We start from the raw sequence: 19,279 nt of genomic DNA, 5'->3' as shown, positions 1-19,279 counted from the left end.
ATGGTGAATGAAGCCCTCTTCTGGATCGTCGCGATCATTACCGTGACCGGATCGCTGTCGCTGTTGTTCGCCCGCAAGGGCGCGCACATCGCGATGAGCATCGTCACGGTGATGTGCGGCCTGGCCGCCGCGTACGTCGGCCTGGGAGCGCCGTTCCTCGGCGTGGTCCAGATCGTCGTCTACACCGGCGCCGTCATGATGCTGTTCCTCTTCGTCCTCATGCTGGTCGGTGTCGACCAGCGCGAGTCGCTCAAGGAGACCATCAAGGGACAGCGCTGGATCGCCCTCGCGGGTGCCGGCGGCATCGCCCTGCTGCTGATCTCGGTCATCGGCCGCGTCTCTCTGTACTCGCCCGACGACTTCACGGACGGCAACCCCGAGGAGATCGCCCTGGTGCTGTTCTCCGACTATGTGCTGGTCATCGAGGTGCTCGCCGCGCTGCTGATCACCGCGGCCGTGGGCGCGCTGATCCTCACGCACGTGCCGCGCCTGGTGCCCAAGCACTCGCAGGTCGAGATCGCCGAGGCCCGCATCCTCGCCGGCGCCGACCCCGTCAACAAGCCGATGCCCGGCGTCTATGCGCGCCACAACGCGCTCGACGTGCCCGCGCTCGACCCCGAGGGCAAGCCCATCGAGGACTCGGTGTCGCGTGTACTCGAAATCCGTCACCAGACGCAGGACGGTGCTGAGTTCCGTCACCAGCTCGAGGACACCGACAACCCCGACCACGCCGCACAGCCGGCCGATGCGCCGCCGCGCGACTCGCACGACCGCAACCCGCGCCAGGGTGAGGGGGAGTCCCGATGAACCCCATGAACTATGTGATTCTCGCGGCCATCCTGTTTTCCATCGGCTCGGCCGCCGTACTCCTGCGTCGCAACGCGATCGTGGCGTTCATGGGTGTCGAGCTCATGCTCAACTCCGCCAACCTCGCGCTCGTGGCCTTCTCCCGGATCCACGGCGAGCTGAACGGCCAGATCATGGCGTTCTTCGTCATGGTCGTCGCCGCCGCCGAGGTGGTGGTGGGTCTCGCGATCATCATCGCGGTCTTCCGTGCCCGCCAGTCCATCTCGCTCGACGAGCCGGCAGAGCTGAAGGGATAAGCAACCAATGCAGTCACTGATCTGGCTCGCGATTGCGCTGCCACTGGCGAGCGCGGCCGTGCTGCTCCTCGCGGGGCGCAGGGCCGATGCGTGGGGCCACTGGGTCGGCGTCGCCGCCTCAGGCGCCGCCTTCCTCGTCGGCTTCCTCGCGCTCATCGAGATGCTCGGCAAGCCCGCCGAGGAGCGTGCCCTCGACACCACGCTCTACACGTTCATCCCCGGCTCCGACCTGCAGGTCGACGTCGGCCTCTTGGCCGACCCGCTGTCGATCACGTTCGTGCTCCTCATCACGTTCGTCGGCACGCTGATCCACGTCTACTCCGTGGCCTACATGGAGCACGACAAGGACCGCCGCCGGTTCTTCGCCTACCTCAACCTGTTCGTCGCGGCCATGCTGCTGCTGGTCCTCGCGGACTCGTATCTGCTGCTGTTCGTCGGCTGGGAGGGCGTGGGCCTCGCCTCCTACCTGCTGATCGGCTTCTGGAACCACAAGCCCGAGTACGCGACCGCCGCGAACAAGGCGTTCGTCGTCAACCGCATCGGCGACATCGGCCTCATCATCGCGATGGGCATCATGTTCACCACGTTCGGTGCGCTGGACTTCGCTACCGTCGGCCAGTTGGTTGGCAACGCCTCGACTACCACGCTCACCGCGATCGGCCTCGCGCTGTTGCTCGCCGCGTGCGGTAAGTCCGCGCAGTTCCCGCTGCAGTCCTGGCTGGGAGACGCCATGGCGGGCCCCACGCCCGTCTCGGCCCTCATCCACGCGGCCACGATGGTCACCGCGGGCGTCTACCTGATCGTGCGCTCGGCGCCCATCTTTAACGGCGCCCCTGACGCCCAGGTGGTCGTCGCGATCGTCGGTGCGATCACGCTGACGCTCGGTGCCCTCATCGGTATGGCCAAGGACGACATCAAGAAGGCGCTCGCCGCCTCGACCATGTCGCAGATCGGCTACATGATGCTCGCCGCGGGCCTGGGCCCCATCGGTTACGCCTTCGCGATCTTCCACCTCGTCACCCACGGCTTCTTCAAGGCCGGCATGTTCCTCGGAGCCGGCTCGGTCATGCACGCCATGAACGACCAGGTCGACATGCGCCGCTTCGGTGCCCTCAAGGGCGCGATGGTCGTCACCTGGGTCACGTTCGGCCTGGGCTGGCTCGCGATCCTCGGCATCCCGCCGTTCTCGGGCTTCTGGTCCAAGGACAAGATCATCGAGGCCGCGTTCGTGGGCGAGGGATGGCAGCCGTGGGTCTTCGGCCTCACCGCGCTGATCGGCGCCGGACTCACCGCGTTCTACATGTCGCGCCTGTTCTTCATGACGTTCCACGGCAAGGCCCGCTGGACCGACGAGGTGCACCCGCACGAGAGCCCCGCGCTCATGACCGTGCCGATGATCATCCTCGCCGTGGGCTCGGCATTCCTGGGCCTGTTCCTCGCCGTCGGCGACCGGTTCTCGCACTTCCTTGAGCCCGTCACCGGACACGTCGAGCACCACGAGCCCGTGCTGCCGGTGCCGGTCATCATGGCCGCGACGCTCATCCTGGTCGCGCTCGGCGCCGTCTTCGCGTGGCTGAAGTACGGCCGTGCCGAGGTCGAGGAGGTGGCGCCCGCCGGGTCCCTCGCGACCATCACGGCACGCAACGACTTCTTCCAGGACTCGGTCAACCGCGCGGTGTTCCAGCGCCCCGGCCAGCACGTCACTCGCACCCTCGTCTACGCCGATGCGGCGATCGTCGACGGTGCCGTCAACAAGCAGGCCCGCGGCTGGGCCTCGATCGGCGAGGCATCCCGCAAGGTCCAGAACGGGCAGGTGCGCTCCTATGCGGCCACCATGCTCGTCGGACTGGTCATCGTCGTCGCCGTCATCGTGGTGGGGGGTCTGTAAACCGTGTTCCCATTCCTGACCGTTCTCGTCGCGCTTCCCGCGATCGGTGCTGCCCTGCTGTGGGCGCTGCCGTCGTCGGCGCTGACGCGTGTGCGCGAGATCGCGCTCGGTATCACCGTCGTCGAGGCAGTGCTGTTCGTCATCATGGCGCTGCAGTTCGACAAGGGTGACGCTGGCGCCTTCCAGTTCTCCGAGACCTACGCGTGGATCCCCCAGATCGGGGCGAGCTGGGCGCTGGGTGTCAACGGCATCGGCCTCCTGATGGTGGCCCTGTCGGTGATCCTGGTGCCGCTCGCGATCCTCGCGGCGTGGCGCGAGGACAAGATCCCCGCGCGCCGTCGCCACTACCTCGCACTGATCCTGCTGAGCCAGGCGTTCATGGTCGGCATCTTCGCCGCCCGCGACGTCTTCCTCTTCTACGTGCTGTTCGAGGCGATGCTGATCCCGATGTACTTCCTCATCGGGTCCTTCGGTGGCGCCCAGCGCCGCTACGCCGCGGTGAAATTCCTGCTGTACTCGCTGGTCGGCGGCCTCATCATGCTGGTCGCCGTGGTCGCGCTGTACTTCGCTGGTCCCGGCGGCGAGCAGGCGTTCCTCACCGAGGGCCTCACGGGCACGCTCGACCTCACCACGACCCAGGAACGCCTGATGTTCGTCGCGTTCTTCCTGGCGTTCGCGATCAAGGCGCCCATGGTGCCTGTGCACACGTGGCTGCCCACGGTCGCGGAGGAGGCCCGCGCGGGCACCACCGCGCTCCTCGTGGCCGTGCTCGACAAGATCGGCACGTTCGGCATGATCACGCTGTGCCTCGCGCTGTTCCCCGAGGCCGCCCAGTGGGCCGCCCCGGCGATTATCGTGCTCGCCGTGATCTCGGTGATCTACGGTGCGCTGCTGGCCATCGGCCAGAAGGACATGCTGCGCCTGGTGGCGTTCACCTCGGTGAGCCACTTCGGCATCATGGTCCTCGGCATCTTCGCCTTCCAGGCCACCTCGGTCGAGGGCGCGGCGCTCTACATGTTCAACCACGGCCTGTCGACCGGCGCCCTGTTCCTGCTGGTGGGCTTCCTGATCTCCCGCACGGGCACCGCGGACGTGGACGCGTACGGCGGCCTCCAGCGCATCGTCCCGGTGTTCGCCGGCACGTTCCTCGTGGTGGGCTTGTCCGCGCTGTCGCTGCCCGGCCTGTCGCCGTTCGTCTCGGAGATCATGGTCCTCGTGGGCGCCTACCCGGTCGCCTCCGTCGCCGTGATCATCTCCGCGATCTCGGTGGTGCTGGCCGCGCTGTACATCCTGCTGACCTACAAGAAGGTCTTCACCGGCGGCGTTCCAGCCGATAAGCCGGCGACGACCCGCGACCTCAGCCTGCGCGAGAAGCTCGTGGCATGGCCCCTCGTGGGACTCATGCTGCTGCTGGGTTTCGTGCCGGGCATCGCGATCGACTATCTGCGCGAGCCGTCGGCTGACGTCGTCGCGCACGTCACCCTCGAGGAGGCCGACGCGTGAACTTCGTGACCCCCACGATCGACTGGGCGGCGCTGACGCCCATCATCATCGTGCTCGGCGCCGCCTCCGTCGGCATCCTCATCGAGGCGTTCGTCAAGTCGCCTGTCACCCGCCGCACCGTGCAGTTGGGCCTCGCCGTCGTGTCGCTCGCCGCCGCGCTCGGCGTGGTCATCGCCCAGTGGGCCACCCTCGAGGGCGCGGGCACCGTCGCGATGGCAGGCATGCTGACGGTCGACCGCCAGGCGCTTGCCTGGATGTCGATCCTGCTGGTCTTCGGCATCCTGGCCATGCTGCTGTTCGCCTCGCGCGACGGTGGTGGAGCGTTCACCGAACTCGGCGCCTCGACGCCCGGTTCGCTTGAGGAGAAGCTCGCACGCCGTGCAGGGCTGGCGGTGACCGAGGTCTACCCGCTCGCGCTGTTTGCCGTCGGCGGCATGATGCTGTTCACGTGCGTGACGGACCTCGTGTTCCTCTTTGTCGCGCTCGAGGTGTTCTCGCTGCCGCTGTACATCATGGTCGCGCTGTCGCGCCGCCGTCGGTACCTGTCGCACGAGGCCGCGCTGAAGTACTTCCTGCTCGGCGCGTTCTCTTCTGCGATCTTCATCTTCGGCGTGGCGCTGGTCTATGGCGCCACCACCGTGACCAACCTCGACATGATCGGCCGCGGGGTCACGATGATCGCCGACGCGGACCCGATCCTGCTGACCGGCGCCGTCATGGTCGTCGTCGGCCTCATGTTCAAGATCGGTGCCGTGCCGTTCCACTCGTGGGTGCCGGACGCCTACCAGGGCGCCCCCACCCCGCTCACCGCGTTCATGGGTGCAGCGACCAAGGCCGCCGCGACCGCCGCGCTGGTGCGCGTCATGTTCGTCGCCTTCGCTCCGCTCGAGTGGGAGCTGTCGTGGCTCATCTGGGCCGTCGCGATCGCGTCGATGCTGCTCGGCACCGTGGTTGCGCTCGTGCAGACCGACATCAAGCGCATGCTCGCCTATTCGGCGGTGGCGCACGCGGGCTTCATCCTCGTGGCCTTCGCGGGGCTCGAGGGCGAGGCCCTCACCGCGCTCCCGTTCTACCTGCTCGCCTACGGCCTGGGCACCATCGGAGCCTTCGCCGTGGTCTCGCAGGTGCGAGAGCGCGCCGAGGACGGCGGCGTGGGCGCCGAGGCCGTGCGCCTGGGCCAGTGGGCCGGACTGGGCAAGCGCTCGCCGCTGCTCGCCGGTTCGATGGCGCTGTTCCTCCTGTCCTTCGCGGGCATCCCGCTGACTGCGGGCTTCATCGGAAAGTTCGAGGCGTTCTCCGCGGCCGTCGCCGGCGGCGCCTGGGTGCTGGTGCTCATCGCGGTGCTCGCTTCGGCCGTCGCGGCGTTCTTCTACGTCCGCCTCATCGTGCTGATGTTCTTCACCGATGCGCCTGAGGGTGCCGAGGAGACTATCGCGATCGAGGACTCGGCCCTCACCCGCACGGTCATCTACGTGACCGCCGCGGCGATCCTGATCCTCGGTATCCTGCCCGCCGGCGTGCTCGACCTGTTCGCCGACGCCTCGGTGCTGCTGGTCAACGCCGGCTGATCCGATGACCTCGCTGCCGATCGGTGACGCCGAGCTCGAGGAGAGGCTGCTGCCTCGCCTCGAGCTGGTCGAGGAGCGCCTGCGCGACGCCGTCGCCCAGTCCGACTCGCTCGCCGATGCCACGTCCAAGCATCTGGTGACGGCCGGCGGCAAGCGCCTGCGACCGATGCTCACGCTGCTGGCCGCGCAGCTCGGTGATGGCGCTCGGCCCGAGGTCATTGAGGCCGCAGTAGTGGTGGAGCTCACTCACCTCGCGACGCTGTATCACGACGACGTCATGGACTCCGCTCCCACCCGTCGCGGCGCCCCGTCGGCGCATGAGGTGTGGGGCAACTCGGTCGCGATCCTTACCGGCGACCTGCTGTTCGCGCGGGCCTCGCGCGTGGTCGCGGGGCTAGGTCCCGAGGCCGTCCGCCTGCAGGCGGCGACCTTTGAGCGCCTGTGCCTGGGCCAACTGCATGAGACCGTCGGCCCCGATGAGGGCGAGGACGCGGTCGCGCATTACATCCAGGTGCTCGCCGACAAGACCGGCTCGCTGATCGCAACCTCGGCCAGGTTCGGCGCGCTCATGGCAGGTTGCAAGCCGAGCGTCGTGGACCAGGTCACGCGCTACGGCGAGCTCGCGGGTGTGGCCTTCCAGCTGGCCGATGACGTCATCGACCTGCGCTCTGACGCCGCCACGACCGGCAAGACGCCCGGCACGGACCTGCGCGAGGGCGTCCCCACCATGCCCGTGTTGCTGCTGCGAGCGCGCGTGGCCTCCGGCGGCACGGACGAGGAGCGTCAGCTGCTCGCCGACATCGACGGCGACCTGTCCGACGACGCGGTGCTAGCCGACGTGGTCGCGCGCCTGGCCGCTCACTCGGTGGTCGACGAGACCAGCGCGAAGGCCCGCGAGTGGGCCGTGCGGGCCGAGGAGTCCGTCGCATCGCTGCCCGACGGTCAGGTCAAGGCCGCCTTCACCGCCTTCGCCGACGCCCTGGTCGCCCGCGCGTCCTAACCGCCTCCTCGCCCCGCGCGTCACGCCAGTCCGTACCGCTCAACACACGGCCGGGACGGGTGTGGCCCTTGTGGCGTGAGTGAGTGCACATTGGCCTCACCGTTCACTCCCGTCACCGGTGTGTGTTGAGAGGTACAAGCGAAGGCCCAGTCAAACCGGCTCCGCTGCCTCCACCTCGGCCACTCCCCGGCGGGGCCGCGCGCGCCACGCGTCGACGCTGATCACGACGAGCGCGATCCACACCAGCACGAATCCCGCCCAGCGGGAGGGAGGCATGGGCTCGCCAAAGTGCCACACCGCCAACGCGAACATCATGGTGGGCGCGATGTACTGCAGCAGGCCCATGACAAACAGCGGCAGGCGCCGCGATCCCGCGGCGAACAGCAGCAGCGCGCCCGCAGTGAAGATGCCCGTCGACATCATGAGGAGGTCGTGGTCCAGTCCCAGCCCGGGTTCACCCCGCGCCCCGAACGTGCCCGAGGACCCGATCACGAGGATCGCGACGAGGCCCACTGGCGCGAGCACGATCGTCTCGACCGTGAGCCCGGTGACGGCATCCACCGATGCGCCGACGCGCTTCTTGACCAGCCCGTAGAGCCCGAATGTCCCGGCCAGCACCAGCGAGATCCACGGAAACTCGCCCAGCCCGAAGCCAATCACCAGCACCGCGACGAGCGCGATCGCAAGCGCCACGACTTGCATGCGCCTGAGCCGCTCTCCCAGGAACACCACGCCCAGCAGTACGGTCACCAGGGGGTTGATGTAGTACCCGAGCGACGCCGAATTCACATGCCCCGACACCACCGCGAAGACGTAGATGAGCCAGTTCGCGGCGACCAGGACGGCCGCAGCGGCGAGAGTGAGAAACGCGCGACGGTTGCTCAGGACCGCGCCCAGCGCCCGCCAGCCGCGCACGGCGGCGACGATCGCGAGGCAGACCACCAGCGACCACACGGCGCGGTGGGCGGTGATCTCGACGGCGCCGGCGGGCTCGAGTGCCGCCATGAGCAGCGGGAACAGGCCCCACATCAGGTAGGCACCGCCGCCAAAGGTGAGGCCGGCACGGGTAGAGGACATCACGGAAGCCAGTCAACCACCGGCCGATGCCATGGCTGGCCACCGGTCCCGTCTCGCCTCAGCGCGGTGCCAGTACGCGGTGCCAGTGAGGGGGTACGGCGGTGTGCCGGCGGCGGTACCGCCGGCACACCGCCCTCACGACATCTGTGCCGCGATGAACGCGAGCATCGCGGCGCGCGAGTTGCCGCCGTCGATCGCCTCCGTGGAGAGCGCGACGGCCTCCTCCCACGCCGCTGCCGCGTCTTCTGGGCCCGCGAGCGCGCTGTACATCAGCAGGTAGTCGCCGAAGCCCGCCTCGCCGGCATCGGCCTGAGCGCCCTCGACGGTGTCGCGGATGATCTGGGCGTCCGCGTCGCCGGTGGCCGCGAGGTGCTGCTGCACGGGCGCCATCGGGATGAGCTCGATGCCCAGCTTCGCGGCCTCGGCCGGCGAGAACCACGTCGCGTGCTCACGCTTGCCGCCCCACTCGAGCGAGACGAACTGGTGGGCGTAGTCGGGAAAGCCCGAGAGGTCGGGACGGACCCACCGGGTGAGTGCGGCATCGGCCTCCGCGGACAGCAGCCAGGTAGCCGTGTCCGTCATCGCGGCGTCGCCGCGAGCCGCGGCCCAGGCGGCGAGCCCGTTCCACGCGAGCACCGCCTCCGAGCTGGACTCCTGGTTGTTGCCGTCGCCGAACGGCGCCATGCCGGAGGCCCACGCGTGGCCGGCCACGGGATCAAACGACCGCAGCTGCGGGAAGCGCTCGGACGCGGTGGGGCTCGCGATGTCCGCGGCGAGCTGGTCAATCACGGGGCCGATGTCCTCGGCCAGCGCGGCGTCGTGCCCCACCGCCACGGCGGCGGCGTTCAGGAAGTAGCCGTAGTGAAAGTGGTGGTCGTTGAACTCCTCGGAGCCAAACGACGGCTCAAGCCCCGTGACGCCCCGGAAGCCCGGGTCGTACACAAAGCACTCGATGTCGCGCGCCTCGCACCCGGAGGGATCGGTCCAGGTGCGCAACGCCTCGGCGAGCGGGGCGAAGAGCGCATCCGCGAGATCGGCCTCGCCCAGCTGGTCCGCGATCGACACGAGCATGGCCTGGCGGTGCAGGGCCTTGCCGCCAAAGTAGGTGTCGACGGGGAAGTCGGGCGCGGCGCTGGCCTCGGCCTGGAGCGCCTCCACGATGGCGGAGCGTTGCTCGGAGCCGATGCCCTCCAGGTCCAGCGCGGTCGTGGCGTCCACGCGCGGCACCTCCCACGACACCGACCCCGCGGCGCACGCGAGGAGCTCACCGTGGATCGTCTCGTAGGTGCCGAGCGTGCAGTCGAGGCCCTCGGCGCGATCCTCGGGGACGGCGAGCACCGTGCCACCGTCGGTGTAGGTGACCGACGTCGTGGCCGTCTCCTCATCCACGCTGATCTCGAGGTCCGTGGCGCCCACGGGCTCGCCCAACGCCGCCGCGAACACCGCGGGGTCACCGTCGTCGGGAACGACCGCCAGTTGGGCCGTCGCGCCCTCGGGCAGGCTCAACGCGGCGCCGTCCACTCTGCCGCCGTCCGTCATGAGCACGTAGGTGGTCTCGCCGATCTCCAGAACGGCGATCCCCTCCACGTCGCGGACGGGCGCGGACAGCGTGAGCGAGGTGTCGGCCACGGCCGTGACCGCGATCGCGGGCCATCCCTTGGCGATGCTGACCTGCGCGAGGGTGTCCCCTGCGCCGTCGCGATAGTCGAGGGTGGCCCCGATGGGATCGGCGGCCGAGGCGACCGGGAGCCCCTCGGCCCCGTCCACCTGCATGGTCACGTCGCGGGCCGCGGGGCTGGTGATCGCATCGGCGGACACCTCCACGCGGGGCAGCCCCACGGCGATGCCGCGCTCGACCGCCGTGAGCGACAGCGGGTCGCCGAAGGCGGAGAACGACTCGGAACCGAACGCGAGGCCCGAGTACCACCTGGTGGTGGGGGCGGGCAGACCCTCGGCGACCCGCGCCGCGTCGGCGGGAGCGAGCCCCCGCGCGGGCAGCTCGGCCGGGGCTGCCGGCGACGCGGCCGCGACGGTGTCGCTCGACGGCTGGGACATGGACTCGGCGCCGTCGCACGCCGCGAGGGCGAGGACGCCGGTGCTGACAGCCAACGCGATGACAGCCCGCCTCACGCAAGCCCCATTCGTGCGAGGAAGTCCTCTGCGGCATCGCGCAGCCCTGCCAACGGCCCGTCGTCGCGCAGGTCGACCGTCGTCACCAGCGGGGTGCCGGGGGCGGTGAGCCCTGTGGGCTCCTGCGCATCGAGCGCGGCCGATGCCACCGAGACCACCGCGCGAGCGTGGCCTTCCTGGGTGGTCGCCTCGACGGTGTCCACCGTGCCCTCCAGTTCTGACCGGTCGGGCAACTGGATGGTCACGGCCGCGCCATCCTCGAGACGGTCATAGTCGCGTGGGCTCAACGTGAGTTCGGCCTTGACGCCGAGGGTGCCCTCCTCGTAGACGGTCGCTACCGTGCCGCCGGAGGGGATGTAGCCTCCCGGGCCCACAGGCAATTGAGCGATGGTGCCACTTGCGGACGCGGTCACGGTCCACGTGTCGTCGACGAGTTCCTCGGCCTCGGCCGCCTTGTCGGCGAGCTCCTCGGCCTCTTCGGCGTCGTCCGCCGTGGCCTCGTCGCCGTCGGCTGTCTCGGCGGCGCGGTCTGCGGCCGTCTGCGCGGCATCGGCCGCCTGCTGCAGTTCGTCCTCGCGGTCCTTGCTTTCGAGGGTGAGGAGGGGGTCGCCCTCCGCGACGGTATCGCCGACCTCGACCATTACCTCCGTGACGCGGCCGCCGTAGTCGGTACCCATGGGCAAGTTGGCCGCCGTAAAGGTGGCGGTGTCTGACATCGCGCTGGATTCCCGCTCGGTATACACGAAGGTCAATGCGGCGACGATCGCGAAGACCACGATCAGGCCAAGGAAAAGTCGGATGCGGTTGCCCCAGGTCATGGCAGCTCCCTCCAGGTAATGCGTCCGGCATGGGCGGCGCGTGCGGGTGCGGGCATCCAGGGTGAGGGCCCGCCGCCCACGAGTGCAGGCTCGCGTGCGGGACGGTGGTCAGGTTCGGGCTCCGCTGGGCGGGCGACGACGGTGCGCGGCGCCTCGGGCTCAGCGTCGATGGGGGCTTCGGGTGCGTCCGCGCCCACACCGCGCGCCTCGTGCCGGGCAGCGCGCAGGAACGCTCCCAGGATCACGGTGTTGGTGACACACCACGCCGTCGCGAGCGACAGCGAGCCGTCCTCCACGTCCCTCAAGATGCCCACTACGGAGGTCAACGACATGAAGACGAAGAACAGGATCTGCGGCACCACGTAGTTGTACGGAGAACTGGAGCGGGCGGTGCCGGTGGCCTGCCAGCCCACGTCCTTGCGCCGCAGAGCATTGAAGAAGGCCTTCACGTAGATCGGGAACGACACCGCGGCAAGGGTGAGGGTTTCCCACCGGAACGAGCCCATCGTGTACCAGGCGAACAGGATCTGCATGACGTAGAAGCCTGAGTAATACAGGAACCAGGTGAGCGCGGTCGTCGTGATGGTCACGGGACGCAGGTCGAGGAAGATCTCGAGCGGCGGCAAGAGCAGCAGGATGAGCGGCGCGATGCCGGTGAGATAGAAGGTGGCGGTCACCAGGTATTGCAGACGCTGCTCGACTGTCAGGCGAACGCGGCGCGCCAGGGGATTGCGTGTCAGGAGGATCTCGAACCCGCCCGTAGCCCAGCGCAGCTGCTGCTTGGAGTATGCCTCGATCGTCTCGGGAGCCTCTCCTACGGCGAGCACGTCGGGGATGAACAGGGATCGCCAGCCCGCCTCGTGAAGGCGCAGCGACGTCCACACATCCTCGGACTTCGAGTCCGTCGTCATGCCGTCGATGTCATCGATGGCCTCGCGTCGGAAGATCACGTTGGTCCCCACGCAAAACGCGGCGTTGTAGCGGTTGCGGCCAGGCTGAATGAACCGATAGAAGACCGCCTGCATGTAGCCCGCACCGCGCGCGATCGGCGTGCGGAGGTTGTCGTAACTCTGCGGCGACTGGACGAAGGCGAGCTTCGGATCGTGGAAGAACGGCACCGCCTGCTCCAGCAGGTGGGGGCGGGGCACGAAATCCGCGTCCAGGATGACGAAGAAGTCCCCCTTCGCCAGGGTCAGCGCGTGGTTGATGTTGCCGGCTTTCGCGCCGCCGGAAGTGAGCCGGCGCACGTAGCGCGCGCCCTCCTCAGCCGCCAGCTCCTGCACTGCGTCGGAGCGACCGTCGTCGAGCACCCAGGTGCGGTGGCGGCCGTGAATCGCGACGGCCGCGCGCACGGTGCGTCGGATGACGGCCGGATCCTCACCGCAGGTCGTGATGAGGACGTCGATGTCGGCCGGCTTGCCCTCGACAAAGAGCTGGCGGTCGCGCGGGTCAACGGAGGGGTCGGGTGACGGGCCGAACAGGTGATCCTTGGCGTGGTAGTACGCAAAGTCGCGCGGGTTGTGGCCGCCCGAGAGGATCGTCCACATCGCGAGGAACGCCTGCGCGACAAGGACAAACTCTGCCACCAGCACCATGCCGTAGGGCAGCCAGTCGCCACGGTGGTCGGGGTTGAGCAGGAACGCAGCATAGGCGAGGGTGCCAAGGGCGGCGGCGCCCACGGTGAGAAACATCAGAGGACTGGGTGCGGTACCCGGTTCGATATCTGGCAGCGAGCGTTTGGCGGGGGCAGGGGCATAGGGGGAGACGGGTGCAGACATGAGACTCTCCTTGGTCTCGCGCTGACGTCGTGAAGACAGGAGGCGCGGGTGGAGGTGAGGTGCGGCAGGCCGGATAGTCCGTGCCTGCCGCACTGTCGACTTCATCGGCGGTGACGCCGTAGCGGCGCCCTGCGCGGTTCGGGAAGGACGGTCCTTCCGGGGCTGCCAACGTAGGCAAGCGCGGCTCACAGAATCGAGAAGCGACTCTCAGATTCGGCGAGGCCCCGCCCACTGAAGCGATGACAGCGGGTGTCTCAAGGCCAGGCTACGTCGGCGAGGTGTGACTTTCCAGACATGCCACGTAAACAACGCGTGACGAGACTCTCACCACGCCGCGCCCACGCGCACGGGAACCCCGGTAGCGCGAACGCCACCGGGGCTCCCGAGGTGACTGTGGCATCGGCCACAACGCCGACATGCGGACGGCCGATGCGGTGGCGTCCTAGACGTGGATGCCGCACTCCGTCTTGCCCTGGCCGGCCCAGCGGCCCGAGCGCGGGTCCTCGCCGGGGGCGACCTTCTGGGTACAGGGCGCGCAGCCGATGCTGGGGTAGCCCTGGGCGACCAAGGGGTTGCGAGGCAGATCGTGCTTGACCTGGTAATCCTCGACGGACTGGTCGTCCCAGAGCGCCAGCGGGTTGATCTTCACCAGGCCGTGCTTGGCGTCCCACGAGACCACCGGCATCTCGGAGCGGGTGATCGCGTCGACCCTGCGGGCGCCCGTGACCCACGCGCGGTAGTTGCCGAGTGTCCGCTTCAGGGGCTCGACCTTGCGCATCTGGCAGCACAGGTTGGGGTCGCGCGCGAAGAGGTCCTTGCCGTACTGGGCGTCCTGCTCGGCGACCGTGAGTTCGGGCTCGGCGTTCACGATCGTGATGGGGAAGGCCGCCGCGGCGGCGTCACGCGTCGCGAGCGTCTCGGCGAAGTGGTAGCCGGTCTCGAGGAACAGGACGTCCACGCCCTCCAGACGGGTGCCGAACAGGTGCGGGAGGATCGTGTCCTGCATGGAGCCGGCGATGACCAGATCCCGGCCGAACGTCGCCACCGCCCAGTCGGCGATGTGACCGGCCGAGGCGTGCTCGAGCCGGGCGTTGACCTCCGCACACGTCTGGGCGTTCCACTCCTTGGGGTTGAGGAGGGTCAGCATGGCGGCCCCGGGCAGGATCGTGGTCATTTGATCAGTTCCTCCTCGGCCCGGAAGGCCCAGTCCGCGAACGTCTCGTCGGCGCTCGTGCGGTCGGCGAGGTAGTTCGTGGTGACACGCTCGACGTATTCGGGCATGCCCTTCTCGGTGACCTTGTGGGCGCGGATCTTGCGCCCAAAGTCGTTGTCGTCGCCGCGGCCCAGACGGCCTCCCAGGTGCACCTGGAATCCGGGGACCTGGTCGCCAGTTTCCTCGTCGAGCACCAGTTGGCCCTTGAAGCCGATGTCCGCGATCTGCACGCGGGCGCACGAGTTGGGGCAGCCGTTGACGTGCACCGTGATGGGGTTGTCGAGCGTGGGGAACTTCTCGTCGAGAATCTTCACCACCTCACGCGCGGTCGCCTTTGTCTCGACGATCGCGAGCTTGCAGTACTCGATGCCCGTGCAGGCGATGACGTTGCGGTGGAACTCGCCGGGGTCGGACTCGAGTTCGAGCGCGCGCAGTCCGTTGACGACGTCGTTGACCTTGTCCTCGGGGACGTCGAGCACGAGGATCTTCTGCAGCGGCGTGAGGCGGATGCGGTCCGATCCGGCCGCCTCGGCGATGTCCGCGATGGCGTTGAGCTTGGCGCCGGACACGCGGCCGGCGACGGGGGCGACGCCCACGTAGTACTTGCCGTCCTTCTGGCGGTGGATGCCCACGTGGTCGCCGCGGTCGCCGCGCTGGGCGAGCTTGGGCGCGGGGCCCTTCGGAAGCTCGTATCCGAGGTAGTCATCCTGCAGGACCTGCAGGAACTTCTCGGGACCCCACGCCTTCAGCACAAACTTGAGGCGCGCGCGGGTGCGCAGGCGGCGGTAGCCGTGGTCGCGGAAGATCGAGACGACGCCCTTCCACACCTCGTGGGCGATCTCGGGCTTTACGAACACACCCAGGCGGTGGCCCAGCATCGGGTTGACGGACAGGCCGCCGCCCACCCACAGGTCGTAGCCCACTCCCAGTTCGGGGTGCTCGACGGCGCAGAAGGCGATGTCCTGCACCTCGTGCAGGATGTCGGGGATCGGCTGGCCCGTGAACGCGGTCTTGAACTTGCGTGGCAGGTTCGAGAACTCGGGGGAGCCGATGTACCGATCCATGATGTCGCGGATCTGCGGCGTGGGGTCGATCAGCTCGTCCTCGGCGACGCCCGCGACGGGCGAGCCCAGGATGACGCGCGGCACGTCGCCGCACGCCTCGGCGCACATCAGCCCGACCTCTTCGACGCGGCGGAAGATCTCTGGCACGTCCTCGATGCGGATCCAGTGCAGTTGGATGTTCTGGCGGTCGGAGACGTCAGCGGTGTCGCGGGCCATCTCTTCGGAGATCGTGCCGATGGTGCGGGCCTGCGCGACGGACAGCTGGCCGCCGTCGGAGCGCACGCGCAGCATGAAAAACTCGTCGTCGAGCTCGTGCGGCTCGAGGATCGCGGTCTTGCCGCCGTCGATGCCCTGGCGACGCTGCGTGTACAGGCCCCACCAGCGGAAGCGTCCGCGCAGGTCGCCCGGGGGAATGGACCAGAAGCCCCACTTGGAGTACATCGACTCGATGCGCCCGCGCACCTCGAGCGGGTCGCCCGCGGCCTTCATCTCCTCGTTGGGGTTCAGCGGCGTGCGGTCGCCCGCGGCCCACTGCCCATCCTTGGAGGCGGTGTTCTTGCGCGCGGCGGCCTCGCGGGTGCGGATGAGGCGCGCCTCTTCGCGGTGGCGCCGGCGCTCCTCCGCCTCGGCGGCGGCAGTATCGGGTGCAGGCTTGGTGGTGTCGGTGTCGGTCACCGAGACTCCTCGACTCGTCAGGTTCTGGGAGCGAGGCCTTGTCGAGCGCGGCTGGTTAGCGCTCGGAAGGCCGAGCGCCCAGGGCTACAGGGGATCTGTGTCCGTGGGCGGTCAGGCCGGCAGACACATGGCACAGCAGCAGCGGCACATCACGGATGCGCGGACGTTCTGCTGCTGGGACATAGGTCCCAGTGTGCCACAGGGGTTACCGTGCGGGAACCCCCGAGTTTGCCCCCTGCGGGGCCACCTCGCGGCGGTGAAAGTCGATCAGTTGGTCGATGACCTCGCCGCGGTGGGTGAGCAGCGCGATCTCGCGCGTCCCCAGCCGTACGCCGCCGGCGACGAAGTTATGCGAACCCGTGAGCGACACGCGCCGCCCACCGGGGAGCGTGAACACCATGAACTTGGCGTGCAGATACGTGTCGCGACGGTAGGCCGTGCGGTGACCCGTGACGGCCATCGACGAAGAGATCAGCACGCGGTTGGCGGGGGAGGCGAGCCGGGGCGGGTTGAAGAACAGTTCGTGGTCGCGCGCCTCGATGAGGCGGCCCAGCTCCCCGGTGGGGCAGTACTGGCTCACCAGCAGGATGTGCTCGGCACGCTTGGCGTACTTCACCGCGCGCCGATAGATGATCGAGTCGCCCGGCACGCCGCCGTCGACCAGTACCTCGTCGCGAGGTCCCGTGCGCAGCGACAGCGACCGGTGTCCCTGCTCGAGCAGGCTCGCCTCGCGGATGCGGGCGAAGACCGCGTCGAGCATGTCGGCGAGCGACGCGTCCTCGCACCGCAGCATGAAGTCCACGTTGCTGACGCCTCTGTCGTCGAGGTTCACCCCGCCAAAGGCGTACGCCACGTCGTCGACCACGCAGAACTTGGTGTGGGTGCGCCCGCGCCAGATCAGCCCGCGCTCGGAGCCCAGCCACATGAACGTCGCGCCTGCCTTCGCAAGCCGCGAGGCCATCGCCGAGGACGCTCGCTTGCGTCGCGTGAGGTGTCCGCGTGGCAGGAACGTGCCGGCGGCGTCGATGTAGGTGAAGACGTCGGCCGCGACGCGCACGTCCACCCCGCGCCGCGCTGCGGCCTCGAGCGCCGCGATGAGCGGTCCCGTCTTGTCGTCGTCGGCGAGCGTCAGGGTGGTGATGAGGACGCGACGGGTGGCCGTCGCGATGCGGTCCACCGCATCGGCCAGGTACTCCGATCCCGTCAGGAGGCGAGGAGTGACGACGGCCGATGCCGTGGCTGGCGGGGCGGCGGCGGGAGCCGCGGGGGCGGTCGGGGCCATGGCTTCAGCGTGGCGTGCGGTCGGGCTGTGCGCGAGGGGTGACGCCGATTGGCTAGGAAATGTTCATGTCTATACTCGGTCCCTAGTGCCGTTCGAGAGCGCCCTCGAGGCCTGCTTCCCTGCCGCCAAAGAAAAAGTGAGTCCCGTGACCACCGAACGACCCTTGCGCGTCGCCGTGATCGGCGCCGGCCCCGCCGGAACGTACGCCTCCGACATCCTGTCCAAGTCCGGCCTCGACGTGTCCATCGACATCATCGAGCGCCTGCCCGCGCCCTTCGGCCTGGTCCGCTACGGCGTGGCACCCGACCACCCGCGTATCAAGCAGATCATCGTCGCCCTCGCCAACGTGTTGGGCCGCGGCGACATCCGCCTGCTGGCCAACGTCAACATTGGCACCGACCTCACCCTCGAGGACCTGCGTGCCCACTACGACGCGGTCATCTTTGCGACCGGAGCCTTCAAGGACTCCGACCTCAACATCCCTGGTATCGACCTCGATGGTTCGTACGGTGCCGCCGATTTCGTGTCGTGGTTCGACGGTCACCCCGACGTCCCGCGCACCTGGCCGCTCGAGGCCAAGGAGGTCGCCGTCCTGGGCGTCGGCAATGTCGCGCTCGACGTGGCCCGCGTGCTCGCGAAGCACCCTCAGGACATCGCCGTCACCGAGATCCCGCAGAACGTCTACGACGGTCTCGCGGCCTCGCCCGTGACGGACGTCCACGTGTTCGGCCGTCGCGGTCCCGCGCAGGTGAAGTTCTCGCCGCTCGAGCTGCGTGAGCTGGGTCACGTGCCCGACGTCGACATCGTTGTGTACCCCGAGACCGACTACGAGTTCGACGAGGCCTCGATGGAGGTCGCCGAGAACAACAAGCAGCAAAAGCAGGTCGTGAAGACCCTGACGGACTATGCGCTCAAGGAGCCCGGTACCGCCTCGCGTCGCATTCACCTGCACTTCCTGCAGTCCCCTCACGAGGTGCTCGGCGAGGACGGCAAGGTCGTCGGCATCCGCATGGAGCGCACCGAGCTCCAGGGCGACGGCACCGTCAAGGGCACGGGCGAGTTCATCGACTACCCGGTCCAGGCCGTCTACCGCGCCGTGGGCTACTACGGCACGGAGATCGACGGAGTGCCGTTCGACCACTCGCGCGGCACCATCGCGAACGAGGGTGGCCGCGTGGTCGACGGCGGCGACGTGGTCCCCGGCTTCTATACCACCGGCTGGATCAAGCGCGGACCCGTGGGCCTCATCGGTCACACCAAGTCCGACGCCCAGGAGACCATCGCGAACCTCGTCGAGGACGCCCCGCGTCTGTACGCGGAGTCCCAGGCCGGCGCGCAGCAGCTGAGCCCCGACAACGTCCTGCACCTGCTCAAGGAGCGCGGCGTGGACGTGGTCCAGTGGCACGACTGGGAGGTCCTCGACGCCCACGAGCTCGCCCTCGGCGAGGCCGACGGCCGCGAGCGCGTCAAGGTCGTCCCGCGCGACGAGATGACGGACATCGCCCTCAAGCGCAACTGACGCATGACGGGTCACGAGGCCGGCGCCGGGAGCTCTCCCGCGCCGGCCTTCGTGCGTCCGGGCGCGGCTCGGCAGGCGGGCGTGGCCGTGCGCGCGGCGCGACTCGAGCGGCCTGGCGACCTCGCCGCGGTCTCCGGCCTCGTGGCCGCCTACCTGATCGCTACGGAGCGCGAGAAGGGTGCGGAGGTGACCACGGCATCGGCCCTTCCCGAGCGCTACCGCCGGGAGGCCGAGGACCCGGCGGTCGCGCTTGCGGGCACGACCGTGCTGCTGGCCGAGGCGGCCGGCGAAGCGCTCGGCATGGTCGTCCTGACACGCTCTGAGCAGGGGCGATGCGAAATCAAGCGGCTCTGGACCGTGCCGGTAGCGCGGGGTCGCGGGGTCGCGGCCGCGCTGATCGTGGAGGCGTGTGCGGTGGCCGGGGTGCGCGGCGACGAGGTGCTCGCCCTCACGGTGTGGTGCTGGCGCGAGGGCGCGCGACGGCTCTACGCACGACTTGGTTTCGCTGAGGTCGACTCGTGGGAGGCGCGCGCCGACCTGGTGTGTATGGAACGTGCGCTCGCGCCCGTCAGACTTCCAGATGACGAGCAGGATCGCTCGTAGAATCAGTCCAGCCCGTCACCGCTCGGCTTGACGGGTCGGAATGCAGGTGTAGGCGAGT

The 19,279-nt window shown here is 69.0% G+C and carries 15 protein-coding genes; 8 read left to right on the top strand and 7 right to left on the bottom strand.

Going from position 1 to position 19,279, the window contains the following annotated elements; all coding sequences use genetic code 11:
- The 6 genes from B7K20_RS05930 to B7K20_RS05905 are packed head-to-tail and all read left to right on the top strand — an operon-like array spanning position 1 to position 7,062.
- Positions 1-807, top strand: a complete 807-nt coding sequence (locus B7K20_RS05930; protein WP_084101515.1) for an NADH-quinone oxidoreductase subunit J — start codon at positions 1-3, stop codon at positions 805-807.
- A complete protein-coding gene (gene nuoK / locus B7K20_RS05925) occupies positions 804-1,103 on the top strand; it encodes an NADH-quinone oxidoreductase subunit NuoK (protein ID WP_084101513.1) in 300 nt (99 codons plus the stop codon). Before B7K20_RS05930 ends, nuoK begins: the two co-directional genes overlap by 4 nt.
- Before the next feature lie 7 nt (positions 1,104-1,110).
- A complete protein-coding gene (gene nuoL / locus B7K20_RS05920; RefSeq protein WP_084101511.1) occupies positions 1,111-2,991 on the top strand; it encodes an NADH-quinone oxidoreductase subunit L in 1,881 nt (626 codons plus the stop codon).
- A 3-nt stretch (positions 2,992-2,994) separates the two neighbouring features.
- On the top strand, positions 2,995-4,494 hold the full coding sequence (locus B7K20_RS05915) for an NADH-quinone oxidoreductase subunit M (RefSeq protein WP_084101509.1): 1,500 nt from the start codon (positions 2,995-2,997) through the stop codon (positions 4,492-4,494).
- Positions 4,491-6,062: an NADH-quinone oxidoreductase subunit NuoN gene (nuoN, locus tag B7K20_RS05910; RefSeq protein ID WP_084101507.1), complete on the top strand. Its 1,572-nt coding sequence runs from the start codon at positions 4,491-4,493 to the stop codon at positions 6,060-6,062. The genes B7K20_RS05915 and nuoN overlap by 4 nt, the downstream gene beginning before the upstream one ends.
- A gap of 4 nt (positions 6,063-6,066) precedes the next feature.
- On the top strand, positions 6,067-7,062 hold the full coding sequence (locus tag B7K20_RS05905) for a polyprenyl synthetase family protein (protein WP_084101505.1): 996 nt from the start codon (positions 6,067-6,069) through the stop codon (positions 7,060-7,062).
- Positions 7,063-7,212: 150 nt separating this feature from the next.
- On the opposite strand, the gene rarD is transcribed toward B7K20_RS05905, so the two are convergent.
- The 7 genes from rarD to B7K20_RS05870 all read right to left on the bottom strand — a co-directional run bounded on the left by rarD (position 7,213) and on the right by B7K20_RS05870 (position 17,099).
- Positions 7,213-8,139: an EamA family transporter RarD gene (gene rarD / locus B7K20_RS05900; protein WP_084101503.1), complete on the bottom strand. Its 927-nt coding sequence runs from the start codon at positions 8,137-8,139 to the stop codon at positions 7,213-7,215.
- 135 nt (positions 8,140-8,274) lie between these two features.
- On the bottom strand, positions 8,275-10,269 hold the full coding sequence (locus tag B7K20_RS05895) for a glycosyl hydrolase (RefSeq protein ID WP_084101501.1): 1,995 nt from the start codon (positions 10,267-10,269) through the stop codon (positions 8,275-8,277).
- Entirely contained in the window at positions 10,266-11,087 is an 822-nt protein-coding gene (locus B7K20_RS05890) for an HlyD family efflux transporter periplasmic adaptor subunit (RefSeq protein WP_084101499.1), read from the bottom strand. The genes B7K20_RS05895 and B7K20_RS05890 overlap by 4 nt, the downstream gene beginning before the upstream one ends.
- Positions 11,084-12,865 (bottom strand): glycosyltransferase, encoded by a 1,782-nt coding sequence (locus B7K20_RS05885; RefSeq protein ID WP_084101497.1) that lies wholly within the window; start codon positions 12,863-12,865, stop codon positions 11,084-11,086. Before B7K20_RS05885 ends, B7K20_RS05890 begins: the two co-directional genes overlap by 4 nt.
- A 442-nt stretch (positions 12,866-13,307) precedes the next feature.
- On the bottom strand, positions 13,308-14,012 hold the full coding sequence (locus tag B7K20_RS05880; protein WP_084101733.1) for a phosphoadenylyl-sulfate reductase: 705 nt from the start codon (positions 14,010-14,012) through the stop codon (positions 13,308-13,310).
- Between the two features lie 23 nt (positions 14,013-14,035).
- The gene (locus B7K20_RS05875) at positions 14,036-15,817 is read right to left on the bottom strand and encodes a nitrite/sulfite reductase (protein WP_304441306.1); all 1,782 of its coding nucleotides are present in this window, start codon (positions 15,815-15,817) and stop codon (positions 14,036-14,038) included.
- Positions 15,818-16,022: 205 nt separating this feature from the next.
- Positions 16,023-17,099 carry a phosphatidylserine/phosphatidylglycerophosphate/cardiolipin synthase family protein gene (locus B7K20_RS05870; protein ID WP_084101495.1) on the bottom strand — a complete coding sequence of 359 codons (1,077 nt, stop codon included), beginning with the start codon at positions 17,097-17,099 and terminating at the stop codon, positions 16,023-16,025.
- Between the two features lie 145 nt (positions 17,100-17,244).
- Here B7K20_RS05870 and B7K20_RS05865 point away from each other — a divergent pair, with 145 nt between their 5' ends.
- The gene (locus B7K20_RS05865) at positions 17,245-18,618 is read left to right on the top strand and encodes an FAD-dependent oxidoreductase (RefSeq protein ID WP_234985733.1); all 1,374 of its coding nucleotides are present in this window, start codon (positions 17,245-17,247) and stop codon (positions 18,616-18,618) included.
- A 3-nt stretch (positions 18,619-18,621) separates the two neighbouring features.
- Complete coding sequence (locus B7K20_RS05860; protein WP_084101494.1) at positions 18,622-19,221, top strand: GNAT family N-acetyltransferase; 600 nt, start codon at positions 18,622-18,624, stop codon at positions 19,219-19,221.
- The last annotated feature ends 58 nt before the right edge of the window (positions 19,222-19,279 follow it).

Source organism: Demequina sp. NBRC 110051, from assembly GCF_002090055.1.
Lineage (GTDB): Bacteria > Actinomycetota > Actinomycetes > Actinomycetales > Demequinaceae > Demequina.
Note: the sequence above shows the minus strand (reverse complement) of the source record. Positions and strands in the feature narration are given on the sequence as shown.